This window comes from Blautia sp. MSK17_66 (genome assembly GCF_020538025.1).
In the GTDB taxonomy this organism is placed as follows: Bacteria; Bacillota; Clostridia; order Lachnospirales; family Lachnospiraceae; genus Blautia_A.
Map to the genome: position 1 here is coordinate 96,506 of NZ_JAJBNQ010000009.1, position 15,049 is coordinate 111,554.

Here is a 15,049-nt window from a genome sequence, read left to right on the forward strand (position 1 = left end):
AGTGAACTGTATGCCGGACAGTTACCACCTAATTTTTCGGAAAGAGGATAATATATGAAGAAGGTATGTAAAAGAGCCGGGATCTGGGGCATTCTTTTGGGAATTATGCTTTTTGCAGTTGGTTTTACATTGCAGGCGACAACCGTAGAAACCCAGGCAGCAGCGATAACAGGATTTCGTACGATCAACGGCAAGACTTACTATTATAAGAATGGTAAGAGGGTCAAGGGCTGGCTTACACTTGGCAATAATAAGTATTTTCTGAATACAAAGACTGGAGTTCTTTATAAAGGCTGGCAGAAGAGCTCCAAAGGGCCGAAGAGATATTTTGATTCCAGAACAGGAGTTATGTCTAAGGGGCTTAAGAAAGTCGGAGGAAACTACTATTATTTCAAACCTTCTACAGGATATACGGTCAGTGGGTTTGTCAGATTTTCGAAGACAGTTGTGAGATATTTTTCGCCCGGTACTTATACAATGGCAACCGGCTGGATGAAGAACAGCAAAGGGCAGAAGTGGTATTTCAGACCGTCAGATGGCGTGATGTACAGAGGACTTAAGAAAATTGGTTCTTATTATTACTATTTTGATGGAAGCACTGGTGCAACCAAGAGCGGATTTCTGACAGCAGCCAATGGAAATGTGCGTTATTTTCGTGGCAAGACTTACATAATGGCGACGGGATGGCTCAAGAACAGTAAAGGCGGTCGCTATTATTTCGCAAAGAATACAGGAGTTATGTACAAGGGATTTAAGAGTGTTGATGGCAAGAAATATTACTTTAATCCCAAAACCGGACTTGTAAGTACCGGATGGATAAGCGTTGATGGCAAGAAATATTATATTGATCCAAGTACCACCACAATAACAACGGGCAAAAAGCTGATCGATGGTACGTATTATGTGTTTGATTCAAATGGAGTGCTGACAGATTCTTATAAGGAATCTTCTAATTCAGGTCCAACTACACCGACCTCTGCAAGAACGATCAAGAATTATCTTGCAGGAGCATTGCAGCCGGTAGGCCAGGCTCTGTATGTATGGGGCGGAGGCTGGAATGATTCCAACAGAAAGGGCGTAAGTCCGACATGGATTTCCTGGTATAATAGTCAGAACAGCAATTATGATTACAATAATTACAGAGACTTAAGTGATGCAAACAGAGCCAAGGGTCTGGATTGTTCCGGATTTGTAGGCTGGGCATCTTATCAGGTCATGCATACAAAATCAGGAGAGAGCGGTGGTTATACAGTTGTCTCAGGAGATATCGGTTCTTATTATCAGAATACTCTGAAATGGGGTAAGATTGTAAATCAGAACTATCTGTCTCAGAGTGGCTGGAAGATGCAGCCGGGAGATATTGGCTATGATGACGGGCATACCTGGATTATTCTCGGACAGTGTCCGGATAAGAGTGCGGTAGTTATTCATTCCACACCGCAGGCTGGCTGCCAGCTTGCAGGAACCTGCACACCGAGTGGAGATTATGACAGTCAGGCAGTAGCACTTGCCAAGACTTATATGTCCAGATATAAAGGATTTACAAAGTATAATTACCATACATCCTGTGGTAACTATATCCGAAGAGGTAATTATCTGAGATGGTACAGCAGTACACTTTCTGATCCGGAGGGATATAAGAACAAGACAGCTGCACAGATTCTTGCGGATCTTTACAGTTGAAGCTAAATATTGAATATAGAAGAGAGACGTTTTTGTTACAGAAGAACGTCTCTCTTTTTTCGTATTCTTTAATAAATGTTACAAAATTTTAAAATTTTTAATTATTTACTCTTGCGTTCTTGAGAACGATATGTTAATATGTAAAAGAAGTTCGATAAGATATTTCGGAAATGTTACAAAATAGATAGATTTAGATTATGAGGTGAAAACATGAAGAAACGAATTGTTTGCATGACGTTGGCATTAATGATGACTGCAGCACAGGTTGTCAGTGTAAGCGCGTCAAGAGAAGATGAGCTGAGAGAAGAACAGGCAGCTACCAGTGCACAGCTGGATGCTACATATGCACAGATTGATCAGCTTTATTCAGCAAAGCAGCAGTTACAGAATGAAATTAATGCTTTGGATGCAAATCTTGTAAATGTCATGGTTTCCATTCAGACCCTTGAAGGGGATATCAGCAATAAAGAAACTGACATTCAGACTACACAGACTGCTCTTGAGAAAGCACAGAATGCCAAGACAAAGCAGTACGAAGCAATGAAAGAGCGTATCCAGTATATTTATGAGAAGGGCGGCAATGCTGCATGGTTCCAGATGATGATGGACGCAGAGAATCTTTCTGATCTTCTGACAAAGGCAGAATATACACAGAAGATGTATGAGTATGACAGACAGAGCCTTGAGAAATATGCAAATACGATCGCACAGGTAACACAGCTTGGAGATCAGTATAAGCAGGAGAAGGCTGAACTGGAAGGCATGAAGCAGGAATATGAGTCTGAGTCAGTAAACCTTCAGACACAGATTGATACTAAGAAAGCTAATTCTGCTGACTGTGACAATGAAATTGCATATGCACAGCAGATGGCGACAGAGTATTCCAACCTCATCGTTCAGCAGCAGGCAGAGATCGAGCAGCTTGAGGCAGAGCGAATTGCAGCTGAGGAAGAAGCAAGACGTCAGGCAGAGGCAGAAGCAGCTGCAGCAGCAGAAGAAGCTGCAAGACAGGAAGCCGAGGAAGAGGCTGCACAGGAGCAGGAAAATCAGGAAGATCAGTATGATGAGAATACTGATGAAGAAGATCAGGAAGAGATTTCTGAGGATGGTGAGTATACAGAAGATGATGAAGACACAGAGGATGAGAATTCTGACAGTGAAGACTCTTCTGATGACGAAAATACCGACAGCAGCGATGACGAGAGTACATCTGACAGCAGTGATGGGGTAGAATATGATGAATATGGTAATGTGATCGACAGTGACAACACTGTAAATCCGGAGGATGTAGATACTTCATCCAGTTCTTCCAGCTCATCCAGTGGTTCTGGCTCTTCTATCGTAGACTATGCACTGCAGTTTGTCGGAAACCCGTATGTATGGGGTGGAACAAGCCTTACAAGCGGTGCGGACTGCTCTGGATTTACACAGAGTGTATATGCACAGTTTGGTTACAGCCTTCCGAGAACATCCTACGAGCAGCAGAACTGGGGAACTGAGGTTTCTTATGCAGATGCACAGCCAGGTGACCTGATCTGCTATGGCGGTCATGTAGCTATCTACATGGGCAACGGACAGATCGTTCACGCATCAAACTCCCAGGATGGTATCAAGATCAGTAATGATGCAACTTACAGAACCATTCTTTCTGTAAGAAGACCTTCATAAAATAATTTATAAAAACGGTGGCGTGAAGCTGCCGTTTTTTTACTTATATTTTCTATATCTTTTGACAGAACAAAAAGATTGACTTTCCAACAATAAAGTATTAGAATGGCATAAAGCGCAATGGGGCACTTCGTGGTTCCGTGCGCTTTTTTTTACTTTACAGGTATATTTTAGGAGGAAACGAAAATGAGGAAGACGAAAATGTGGAGAATGTTGACAGTAGCGGCTGTAACAGCATCTATGACATGTGGAGTATTTGGAGTGCAGAGTGTAAGCGCGGCTGATAAAAAGACACTCAAGGTTGCTATGGAGTGCGGTTATGCACCATACAACTGGACACAGCCGGATGATTCCAATGGCGCGGTACAGATTTCAGGAAGCTCTGATTACGCATATGGATATGATGTCATGATGGCAAAGAAGATTGCAGATGAACTTGGCTATGATCTGGAGATTGTAAAGCTTGACTGGGATTCCCTTGTACCGGCAGTACAGTCCGGACAGGTTGACTGTGTCATTGCAGGACAGTCCATCACCAAGGAACGTCAGCAGATGGTTGATTTTACAGACCCATATTATTATGCATCTATCATCACTCTTGTAAAAGAGGATGGAGATTATAAAGACGCAGCAAGTGTTGAAGACCTCAAAGGAGCAACTGTGACATCTCAGCAGAATACGATCTGGTATGATTCCTGTCTGCCGCAGATCCCGGATGCCAATATTCTTCCTGCACAGGAAAGTGCACCGGCGATGCTTGTCGCTCTGGAATCCGGCAAATGTGATGCTGTTGTAACCGATATGCCGACAGGAAAAGCAGCCTGCGTTGCTTATCCGGATTTCAAACTTCTTGATTTTAGCGATACAGAGGGAGCTTTTGAGGTATCTGATGAGGATATCAACATTGGTATTTCCCTGAAAAAAGGAAATGATGAACTCAAAGATGCCATCAACGGAGTCTTAAGCGAGATGACCGAAGATGATTACAGCAAGATGATGGATGAGGCAATTTCTGTACAGCCTCTGTCCAGCGAATCATAAAGGAGGAGCAAAATGCTGCCTGAGAGTTTTGGAGGAAGAATCATTTATCTTCTTCAGCAATACGGTCCTTCTTTTGCAAAGGGAGCCGGAGTCAGCATGTGGCTGGCTCTGGTCGGAACACTTTTTGGATGCATCATTGGATTTCTTGTAGGTATCGTGCAGACGATTCCAATAGACAGAAACGATTCCACAGCTAAGAAGATACTGGTCAAAATCGTAAAATTTATTCTTGCCTGCTATGTGGAGTTTTTCCGTGGAACACCTATGATGGCACAGGCAATGTTTATTTATTTCGGTAGTGCATATCTGTTCAATATTAATATGTCCATGTGGTTTGCCGCAATTTTTATTGTGTCCATCAACACAGGTGCATATATGGCAGAAACTGTCCGCGGCGGTATTCTCTCAATCGATCCGGGACAGACAGAGGGTGCCAAGGCAATCGGCATGACACATGTACAGACTATGATTCATGTTATTCTGCCGCAGGCACTCAGAAACATCATGCCGCAGATCGGCAATAACCTGATCATCAATATCAAAGATACCTGTGTACTTTCCATTATCGGTACGGTAGAACTTTTTTATACGACTAAGGGTGTGGCAGGTGCACTGTATACATACTTTGAGTCCTTCACAATAGCTATGGTCATTTATTTTATCATGACATTTACCTGCTCCAGAATTCTGCGTGTGATCGAGCGTAAGATGGACGGACCGGATAACTATGATCTGGCTACTGCAGATACCCTGACACATACAAGTGGTATGTATTCTTACAAGGAAAGGAAGGACAGCAGAGAATGAATGAGACAATTCTGAAAGTACAGCATCTGGGAAAATCCTTCGGAACGCATGAGATTTTGAAAGATATTGATTTCTCTGTGAAACCGAAAGATGTTACCTGCATTATCGGTCCTTCCGGCTCCGGTAAATCCACACTTCTGCGTTGTATGAACCTTCTGGAGACACCATCATCCGGTGAAATCTGTTATCATGGAACAAACATCATGGACAGACATGTGAATGTTCCGGAGTATCGTTCGAAGGTTGGTATGGTGTTTCAGAACTTTAATCTTTTTAGCAACATGACGGTTCTTAAGAACTGTACAGTCGGACAGGAAAAAGTTCTCAAAAAAAGCAAAGAAGAAGCACAAAAAAATGCAATGATGTATCTCGAAAAGGTTGGCATGGCACCGTATATCAATGCGAAGCCGAAGCAGCTTTCCGGAGGACAGAAGCAGAGGGTTGCGATTGCAAGAGCACTTGCGATGGAACCGGAAATCCTGCTTTTTGATGAGCCGACCTCTGCACTGGATCCGCAGATGGTAGGGGAAGTTCTGGAGGTTATGAGAACGCTTGCTAAGGACGGACTTACAATGATTATTGTCACACATGAAATGGCTTTTGCAAAAGATGTGGCAAAGCATGTAATCTTCATGGGTGATGGTGTTATTGTTGAGGAAGGGACTTCACAGCAGATTTTTGAAAATCCGCAGAAAGAAATGACGAAGGAATTTTTGAGTCGATTCCGAAATGCCTGAGCCGGGAACTGCCCGGCGGCCCGTCTGTTTGACAAACATAAAACCCTGAGGGGGACTATCTCAAAGTTGCGAAGGCCGAAAGTCCCCCTCAGACTCCCCCATTTTGGCCACGCAAAAACAGGAAAGTTTTCTATTTTTGTATATAAAAAAATACAATTTATAAAGAAACATTTCTGGACATGGAAAAAAATGTAAGATATTATAAAGTTGTAAATACATAACATTTGTTGGTTTTGAACCAGCCTTTGTAAGTTCTGTCTGAATATCCGTTTAGCTTGAAATGTGGATTCCGGACAGATTAAAAGGGAAACCGGTGTAAATCCGGTACGATCCCGTCACTGTGATAGGGAGCTGCAAAACATAATTGACCACTGGGAAGGCGCAAGTCAGTCCGGGAAGGGGTTTTGGAGCGAGGAACTTAAGTCAGGAGACCTGCTTGCAAATGATTAGATATGATTCTTACGGTAGATAGGAAGCATTGTTTTTTCGTGTGCAAACATCCGTAGTCTATGCGGATGTTTTTTTCTGCGCTTTTACTCAAAAGCGTATTTTCCCCTGCCCTTTTTGAATCGCATCTGGTAAAAAACCGTAACTGTTCACAGGTAATATCCCGCGAGGTGTTTTGCCATGAATATGGCAAAATCCCGAGACATACGGGGCAAAATGCCATCACCGAAGGTGATTTGGAATGCATTTTGACCAAGTTACTGCGAACGGAGTGAACAGTAACAAAAAACCTCTACTAATGTAGGAAGGAGAAACAATGTCAAAAAAACAAATCGGAAAAAGGCTCCTGCAGATTCTGATCGTTCTTATCGGTGTAAGTTTTTTTACATTCGGGCTTACTTATCTTTCACCGGGAGATCCCGCAGAGATCATGCTGACTGAGTGTGGTAATCTGCCGACACCGGAACTCCTCGAACAGACGAGACATGAACTGGGCCTTGACCAGCCGTTTCTGGTACAGTACGGATCCTGGGTAAAAGGAGTACTTACCGGAGACATGGGAACTTCGTATGCGTTTAAAGTTCCTGTAACTGAAAAACTGATGAAGTGTTTCTGGCCAACGCTTCAGATGTCACTGTTCGCGCTTCTGCTGATGATCTTATTTTCCATACCCTGTGGGATTCTTTCAGCAGTGTATCAGAATAAGTGGCCGGATTATCTGATCCGTGGGATTACTTTTTTTGGAGTATCTGTCCCAAGCTTCTGGATCGGTCTGATTCTTCTGAGTATCTTTGGAGTCCAGCTCCGCTGGATCAATGTAGCGGGAGGTACAACGGACTTTAAGGCAATGATCCTGCCGGCTGTGACACTGGCACTTTCCATGTCAGCCAAGTATACCAGGCAGGTGAGAAATGCAGTTCTGGAGGAACTTCGTCAGGACTATGTCATCGGAGCCAGAATGCGAGGTATCAAAGAGAGCGTGATCCTCTGGAGACATGTACTTCCAAACGCAATGCTTCCGATCGTTACCCTTCTTGGACTTTCGCTGGGATCGCTGCTTGGAGGAACGGCTGTTGTTGAGATCATCTACAACTGGCCGGGAATGGGAAGTATGGCGATCAAGGCGATTGCCTGTCGAGATTATCCGATGGTGCAGGCATATGTACTTATGATCGCAGTTATGTATATGGTCATCAACATCATTGTTGATTTATCCTATACTTATCTGGATCCAAGAATAAAGGAGGTCAAATAAAGTGAAGAAGCAGAATTTTTTCCTGGCTCATAAACAGTTTACCTTATTCTTTATTCTTGCACTTGTCATTGTCGGCGTGGCTGTTTTTGCACCATGGGTTGCACCGAAGGATCCGTTGGAAGCCGTGATGCTGGACTCTTTGAAAGCACCCTGTGCAGAATACCCGCTCGGTGCTGACAAACTGGGGCGGGATCTGCTTTCCCGTGTGATCTATGGCACCAGAACTTCTCTGGTTTCCACTCTGATCCTTGTAGCGACGATCTTTGTTGTGGGAACCTTACTTGGGATCATCGCAGGATATTTTGGCGGCTGGATCGATCAGGTGATCATGAGAATCGCAGATATGATGATCTCCTTTCCGGGAATGATCCTGGCGATCGCGATTGCAGGTATGCTCGGACCAAGTCTTCGAAACGGAGTTATCGCCATCACTGCGGTAAGCTGGACAAAATATGCCCGTCTGGCAAGAAGTATGGTTTTGAAAGTAAAACGAAACCTGTATGTGGAAGCTGCAGTTGTAAACGGTACCGGTACATTAAAAATTCTCTGGAAGCACATACTCCCGAATATGCTGACAACCATGACAGTAACGGCAGCAGCAGATATGGGAACCATGATGCTGGAGTTGGCATCTCTCTCTTTCCTGGGCTTTGGTGCGGTCGCACCGACACCGGAATGGGGACTGATGCTGAATGAAGGAAGAACCTATATGGCAAAGGCACCATGGCTGATGATCGCACCTGGTATTGCCATCGTAATCGTCGTAATCGTATTTAATATGCTTGGTGACAGTATCCGTGATATTCTGGACCCGAGACAAGACTAATATACGATACCAGGGTGAAAAGAGATGAATCCACATGAGCTTGCTCATAAGTGGATGAAGAATCTTGGAACCCGCCCCGATATGAGCATAAAAGTGGGATGATAATCCCGCGATATGCGAAAAGAGGGTAGAATTGCGAGAGTTACTCGGTAACGGAGCAATTCGTAGGTATCATAAACTACCGAAAAATATTAAAGGAGAAAATATATGAAAAACAGAATCGCAAAAAAACTTGCCGCAGCAGCACTAGCAGCACTTATGACAATCTCACTCACATCAACAGCACCGGTATGGGCAGCAGATGCAAAGACAATGACGATCGGTGTAACAAGCTTTGCAGATACACTGGAGCCTACAGAGCAGTATTTCAGCTGGGTCATTTCACGTTATGGTGTCGGACAGGGACTTACCAGATTTGATGAAGAAGGAAACATGGTACCATGTCTTGCAACAGAGTGGACAAACAGTGAAGACGGAAAGACCTGGACTTTTACCATCCGTGACGGTGTAAAATTCTCAAATGGCAATGATCTTACACCGGAGCTGGTAAAAGCTTCTCTGGAACGTACGATTGAGATGTCAAACCGTGTACCGGAGTTCTTTGACATTGCAGGTATTGATGTTGATGGTCAGAATGTCATCTTCAATCTGAACAGAGCAAACGCGAATATGGCAGGCTGTCTGGCTGATCCGCTGTTTCTGATCATGGATACAAGCATTGATAATTCCAACATTGCGACAGAAGGTCCGGTATGTACAGGTCCGTACGCATTCCAGTCCTTTGATCCGGACGGAGATACCGTCGTTGTCCGCAATGAATACTACTGGGACGGAGAGGTTCCGAATGACAGCGTGACGCTGCGTATCATCGGTGACCAGACCACTCGTTCCATGGCTCTGCAGTCCGGTGAGATTGATGTGGCTTATAACTTAAAGACAGAAAACGTATTTGAGTTTGAAGGAAATGATAACTACACTATCCAGTCCCTGGAATCCCTTCGTTCCACCTATGCATTTATGAATGAAAACGGTGCACTTGGAGATCTGGCGCTTCGTCAGGCACTTCTCCGCGGACTTGACAAAGAAACCTATACAAGTGTTCTGCTTGAAGGCGGCGCAACACCTGGAAAAGCACCGGTACCTCCGACACTGGATTATGAATATGATGATCTGAACGATGAGAACTCCTATGATCCAGATGGAGCAAAGAAGATTCTTGAAGATGCAGGATACAAAGATACTGACGGTGATGGCTATGTTGAAACTCCGGACGGAGAGCCGCTGGAGCTTACCTTCGTATACTATGACAGCCGTGCAGAGCTTGGTGTATATGCACAGGCAGCTCAGGCAAGTCTCAAAGAGATCGGCATCAACATCAAGCTTGACTGTGTATCCTACGAGACACTTCTTGACCGTCGTGATTCTTCACAGTATGACCTGCTGATCTGGAATGTGCTTGTTGCCAATACAGGAGATCCGGAAAACTATCTTCGTGAGAACTGGTACAGTACATCTGCAAACAACACTTCAGGTTATGCAAACAAAGATGTAGACGCATGGCTGGATGAACTGGCAGAAACTATTGACACAGATGCAAGAAAAGAACTGATCGCGAAGATCCAGCAGGCGATCATGGACGATGCAGCTACTGTATTCTTCGGATATGAAAATACCTTCCTTATCTCCAAATCAACAGTAGAAGGACTGGTAATGTATCCGATGGATTACTACTGGGTAACTGCTGATATGAAGATGGCTGAGTGATAAAGGAGTCTATGTATGCTGGAAATTAAAGATCTGGCTGTACAGTATGGAAATCAGATTCCTACGATCGAACATTTTGATCTTTCCATGAAAAAGGGTGAGATCATCAGCATCGTAGGAGAGAGTGGAAGTGGAAAGACGACAGTGATCCGTGCCGTTCTGGGGGCTCTCCCCGGAGCGGGCAGGGTTGCCAGCGGAGATATTCTCTTTCACGGCAAATCCCTCCTTAAAAACTCCCAAAGTGACTGGAGAAAACTTCGCGGAAGCAAGATTTCCATGATCTTTCAGGACTGTGGAGGAACTCTGAATCCCATTCGTAAGATTGGCAGTCAGTATGTAGAATATATTTGTACACATGAGCCTATGGCAAAAAAAGAGGCATGGCAGAAGGCTGTTTCCATGCTTTCCAAAATGCGTCTTCCGGATGCGGAGAATATCATGAACAGCTATCCTTATCAGCTGTCAGGCGGTATGCGTCAGCGTGTCGGCATTGCCATGGCGATGACATTTAATCCGGAACTTCTTCTGGCGGACGAACCGACAAGTGCACTGGATGTCACCACACAGGCACAGATCGTCCGTCAGATGATGGAACTTCGGGATGATTTTGGAACAGGCATTATCATTGTTACGCATAATATTGGTGTGGCAGCTTATATGGCAGATCAGCTGATCGTCATGCGTCATGGAAAAGTAGTTGATCATGGAACCAGAGAAGAAGTTCTGAACCACCCGACCAGTGATTACACAAAGAAACTTCTGGAGTCAGTTCCGGAAATGGAGGGAAAACGATATGTCTGAAAATCATGAGATCATCATGCAGGCCAAGCATATTGTAAAACAGTTCCCTGCTTCCCATGGCAGAACCTTAACTGCCTGCAATGATGTCAACCTTACCATGTATAAGGGACGGACTTTGGGGATTGTAGGAGAAAGTGGATGTGGAAAGTCAACCTTTGTCCGTATGGTGATTTCCCTGGATCAGCCAACGAGTGGAGAAGTCCTTTATCATGGCAAAAATATCACGGGACTTTCAAAGAAAGAAACCTGGGAAAACCGTCAGAATCTGCAGATGGTTTTTCAGGATCCGCTGGCATCTTTTAACCCAAAGATGAAAATCAGAGATATTCTGACAGAGCCTCTGATGAATTATAAAAAAATCAAAAGAAGTGAGAGAACTGCAAAAGCCAAGGAACTTCTCCGTATGGTGGAACTTCCTGAAGACTTTGTTGACCGTTATCCGCACAATATGAGTGGTGGACAGAGACAGAGGATCAGCATTGCAAGAGCTCTTTCTCTGGAACCGGAGATACTGGTCTGTGATGAGGCAACCTCTGCACTGGATGTTTCTGTACAGGAGTCCGTCATTGAACTTTTGGTACGTCTGCAGAAAGAAAAAAATATTTGTATGATCTTTATCTGTCATGATCTGGCACTGATCCGATCCTTTGCACATCAGATTGCAGTCATGTATCTGGGACATATTGTAGAAATACTTCCGGGGGAAGATGTTTCCGGTAATGCAGTGCATCCGTATACCAGAGCTTTGGTCGGAGCACAGTTTTCTGTTCATATGGATCCATCCAAAAAGCTTGAAAGCATTGAAAGCGAGGCACCAAGTCCGCTGGACGTGCCGACAGGATGTCCGTTCCAGAACCGCTGTGAGCACTGTATGGAAATATGTAAGAAAAAAATGCCGGAACTGAAAGAAATCTCAAAGGGTCATGAAGCAGCCTGTTTTTATGTAGAAAAAGCAAAAAAACAGACGGGAGGAAGCAAATAATATGAAGAAAAAAATACTCAGTCTGATACTGTGTGCGACACTTCTGAATGGAACACAGGAGATGGCATGGGCTTCGGCAGAGACCTACAGTGAAGGAGAAATTCATACGATTGGTGTGGCAATGTATGATCCGGATTCAGCAGAGATGGAAATGTTTGCAAGTTATTACCGGGATTATATTGAAGCAGGTTTTCCGGTGAAATTTATCTTTTCCGGAAAGATCGCAGATACACAGGCAGAGTGTGATTTTATTGATGAAGCGAAAGCAAACGGAGCAGAGGGAATCATTTCTTTTGCCGGATTTGCGGATGGACTTCAGGATGTCATAAAAACCTGTGAAAAAGATGAAATCTACTATGCACTCGGCTCTAACAGCGTGAGTGATGAAAACTACGAAGTGATCAGGGATAATCCCTGGTATATGGGAAGTGTCGGACCGGATCTTGAGGCGGTTTATGAAGCCGGATGCGATATGACGGAATTTTTCCTGGACAAAGGTGCCGGAAATATTGTGATCATGTCTGGTGGTGCATCCGTTGGAAATCGTCTTCATCAGGTCAGAACCTGGGGAATGCTCAACACGCTGGAAGAAAAAGCAGGACTTGTACTTCCGGAATCGGCAGAAGAACTTTCAAAAACAGATAAGACCACAGAACTCACAGATAAAGATGGAATGGTACATGTTACGATCTGTCCGGGATATACAGAAGGCGGGAACGGTCTTAAGAATCTTGAAGCGGTATTGTCCTCTGGAAACTGCAACACTCTTATGAGTGCATTCCATGTATCCACATATCTTGATAAGATTTCAGCCAAAGAAAAAGAACAGAACAGTAATATCATGGTGGGTGCGATCGACAGTTTTTCTGAGCAGAATTTTGAAATCTTCAAAGAAAAAGACTCTTTTGGAAATGCACCGATTGACTATGTACGCGGCAAATATGCTTCCATGGCAGGTCCTGCATTTGCGATGATCTATAATGCCATCACAGGAAGTGCAGATGCAGTAAAAGAGGATGGAGAGGCAGTGCGTCTGTACCAGGATCTCTGGACTGCAAAATCAGAAGAAGAATATATTGAACTGTATGGTTATGCGACAGGAATTTATGAAAATGCGTACAGCTGTGATGACCTGATGGAGGTGATCCGACAGTTCGATGCGGATACGGACCCGCAGAAATTTAAAGAACTGACGGAAGCCTCGGATCTGGAAAGTGTGAAAGAAAGAATCTTCTAATAGTTTTATGTCGTTTCTCGCTTAATCAGAATCGGCGGAATAATCTTGTGAACCGGCTCAGAAGACAGAGCCGGTTTTCTTTTATGCCGTTCTGTAATCTGCTCATGCAGGATTTCCATAGCGGATGCGGCAATTCTGTCAATCTGCTGTCCGACAGTACTGATGGGAACAATAGCTTCCCTGGAAACAGGAGAATCATCAAAACCTATGATCTTGTAGTCATCTGGAAGCTGTCCATACTTTTGAATCAGATGATTGAGCATTATGTTGGCAAATGTATCGTTTGGAAGAAAAATTCCCTTTGTTTTGCCTTGATATTTAGAATCAATTGTTTCCAGCAAATTTTTGAGAATCTGAGAGCTTGCCTCATAACTGCTTCCGGTAGCTGTAAGAATAAGCTCATGTGGAATCTGATATTCCTCGCAGATATCAGAGAAGCCTTTTATACGGCCATAGGATGGAATCTGTGGAGATAATTCGGCATTGATATGGATCAGGACATCTGCTCCTGTCTTGGCAAGAAGGCTGGTTGCCTGCACCGCACCCATATAGTTGTCAGTATTGACACTGTTTACAAACTGATCTTCACGCTCGATCGTCACAATTGGAAGATTGTAGGAGGCGAGTTCTCTGGAAGGAATGGTATGACTTAAAATGATCATTCCTTCTATCTTATAAGACAGAAGTTCCTGAATATATTTTCGTTCAGTTGCTTCATGGTCATTGCCGGTAAAAACAAGAAATTTGTATCCGTAGGTATTATAAGTTTTCAGTATCTGGTTTAAAGGAAGAATTTGAAATTGAATAACTGCGCGTCGCATTCTCGTTACTTTCAGTGATGAGTTAGACGCGCAAATTTTTTACAAAAAACATAAAAGAGAGTTTTATTGGACCTAAAAAGAGTTATAATAGAATAGGAAAGAACAAATAGGACTTATTTGCATCATTATAAGATAGAAAGGTTAAGAAGTAGATATGAAGATTACATCCAGCTATGGCGTGGAATTACGAAAACAGAATATTCCAATCCGTCAGACACTGGATGTTTACAGGTCTGCAGTCAGCTATCTGACAGAGATTTATGAGCAGGTATGGGAAGAACTGGAAAGAATTCCGGAAACGAAGAAACGTTTCAATGAAGCAGAACACCTGATACATACAACGAAAAAGAATCAGGCTCGTTTTGATTTTGATATTCGTTTTCCAAAGATGCCTTCCTATCTGAGAAGGGCAGCCATCCAGCATGCTCTGGGAAGCATATCCTCTTACAAAACTCGAATGGGGATGTGGGAAAAATTAGGTCAAATAGGAGGAAAGCCAAAACTTGTACATGAGAATCATGCCATGCCGGTCTTTTACCGTGATGTGATGTACCGGGAGAATGAGAACGGAAAGGATGCTGCTTATCTGAAGTTATATGACGGTCATGACTGGAAATGGTTCCATGTACGGTTAAGTCACACGGATATGGAGTATCTGAGGAAGAACTGGTCCGGGAAAAAAGCATCTGCCCCAACATTAGAGAGAAGATACAGGAAATACTTTCTGCGTTTTTCTTATACAGAAGATGTGATACTTACGAAAGTACCAATCAGAGAACAGATCATCTGCAGTGTGGATCTGGGAATCAATACGGATGCAGTCTGCACCATTATGCAGTCAGACGGAACTGTCCTGGGAAGAAAGTTTATCAACTTCTCCAGTGAAAAAGACCGGATGTACCGTGTACTGGGACGGATAAGCAGGTTCCAGCGGAAGCATGGCTCTGTACAGGTGAAAAGCAGATGGGCTTATGCGAAGC

Annotated in this window: 12 protein-coding genes, 1 pseudogene and 1 riboswitch; of the genes and pseudogenes, 12 read left to right on the forward strand and 1 reads right to left on the reverse strand. The window is 43.8% G+C overall.

Annotation, left to right across the window (positions count from 1 at the left end; genetic code table 11):
- Positions 1–54 precede the first annotated feature (54 nt).
- The 11 genes from LIR34_RS06515 (at position 55) to LIR34_RS06565 (ending at position 13,248) form a co-directional block, all read left to right on the forward strand.
- Positions 55–1,683 (forward strand): N-acetylmuramoyl-L-alanine amidase family protein, encoded by a 1,629-nt coding sequence (locus LIR34_RS06515; protein ID WP_173902310.1) that lies wholly within the window; start codon positions 55–57, stop codon positions 1,681–1,683.
- Between the two features lie 210 nt (positions 1,684–1,893).
- Positions 1,894–3,351, forward strand: a complete 1,458-nt coding sequence (locus LIR34_RS06520) for a C40 family peptidase (RefSeq protein WP_173902311.1) — start codon at positions 1,894–1,896, stop codon at positions 3,349–3,351.
- Positions 3,352–3,591: 240 nt separating this feature from the next.
- Positions 3,592–4,392, forward strand: a complete 801-nt coding sequence (locus LIR34_RS06525) for a transporter substrate-binding domain-containing protein (RefSeq protein ID WP_227240306.1) — start codon at positions 3,592–3,594, stop codon at positions 4,390–4,392.
- Positions 4,393–4,407: 15 nt separating this feature from the next.
- Complete coding sequence (locus LIR34_RS06530; protein ID WP_173902322.1) at positions 4,408–5,199, forward strand: amino acid ABC transporter permease; 792 nt, start codon at positions 4,408–4,410, stop codon at positions 5,197–5,199.
- Positions 5,196–5,936 carry an amino acid ABC transporter ATP-binding protein gene (locus tag LIR34_RS06535; RefSeq protein WP_161286160.1) on the forward strand — a complete coding sequence of 247 codons (741 nt, stop codon included), beginning with the start codon at positions 5,196–5,198 and terminating at the stop codon, positions 5,934–5,936. Before LIR34_RS06530 ends, LIR34_RS06535 begins: the two co-directional genes overlap by 4 nt.
- Before the next feature lie 244 nt (positions 5,937–6,180).
- Positions 6,181–6,379: riboswitch (cobalamin riboswitch) on the forward strand.
- Positions 6,380–6,699: 320 nt separating this feature from the next.
- Positions 6,700–7,638: a nickel ABC transporter permease gene (gene nikB / locus LIR34_RS06540; RefSeq protein ID WP_161286159.1), complete on the forward strand. Its 939-nt coding sequence runs from the start codon at positions 6,700–6,702 to the stop codon at positions 7,636–7,638.
- A gap of 1 nt (position 7,639) precedes the next feature.
- Entirely contained in the window at positions 7,640–8,464 is an 825-nt protein-coding gene (gene nikC / locus LIR34_RS06545; RefSeq protein WP_173902312.1) for a nickel transporter permease, read from the forward strand.
- A gap of 207 nt (positions 8,465–8,671) precedes the next feature.
- A complete protein-coding gene (locus LIR34_RS06550) occupies positions 8,672–10,228 on the forward strand; it encodes an ABC transporter substrate-binding protein (RefSeq protein WP_173902313.1) in 1,557 nt (518 codons plus the stop codon).
- A 15-nt stretch (positions 10,229–10,243) separates the two neighbouring features.
- Complete coding sequence (locus LIR34_RS06555) at positions 10,244–11,029, forward strand: ABC transporter ATP-binding protein (protein WP_161286156.1); 786 nt, start codon at positions 10,244–10,246, stop codon at positions 11,027–11,029.
- Positions 11,022–12,011 (forward strand): oligopeptide/dipeptide ABC transporter ATP-binding protein, encoded by a 990-nt coding sequence (locus LIR34_RS06560; RefSeq protein ID WP_173902314.1) that lies wholly within the window; start codon positions 11,022–11,024, stop codon positions 12,009–12,011. The genes LIR34_RS06555 and LIR34_RS06560 overlap by 8 nt, the downstream gene beginning before the upstream one ends.
- A 1-nt stretch (position 12,012) precedes the next feature.
- Positions 12,013–13,248, forward strand: coding sequence for a hypothetical protein (locus LIR34_RS06565; RefSeq protein ID WP_173902315.1), 1,236 nt, complete (start codon positions 12,013–12,015; stop codon positions 13,246–13,248).
- A gap of 5 nt (positions 13,249–13,253) precedes the next feature.
- On the opposite strand, the gene LIR34_RS06570 is transcribed toward LIR34_RS06565, so the two are convergent.
- The gene (locus LIR34_RS06570; RefSeq protein ID WP_244092238.1) at positions 13,254–14,069 is read right to left on the reverse strand and encodes a substrate-binding domain-containing protein; all 816 of its coding nucleotides are present in this window, start codon (positions 14,067–14,069) and stop codon (positions 13,254–13,256) included.
- 154 nt (positions 14,070–14,223) lie between these two features.
- On the opposite strand from LIR34_RS06570, the pseudogene LIR34_RS06575 reads away from it, so the two are divergent.
- Positions 14,224–15,049 (forward strand): annotated as a pseudogene (locus tag LIR34_RS06575) (IS200/IS605 family accessory protein TnpB-related protein); the annotation flags it as partial.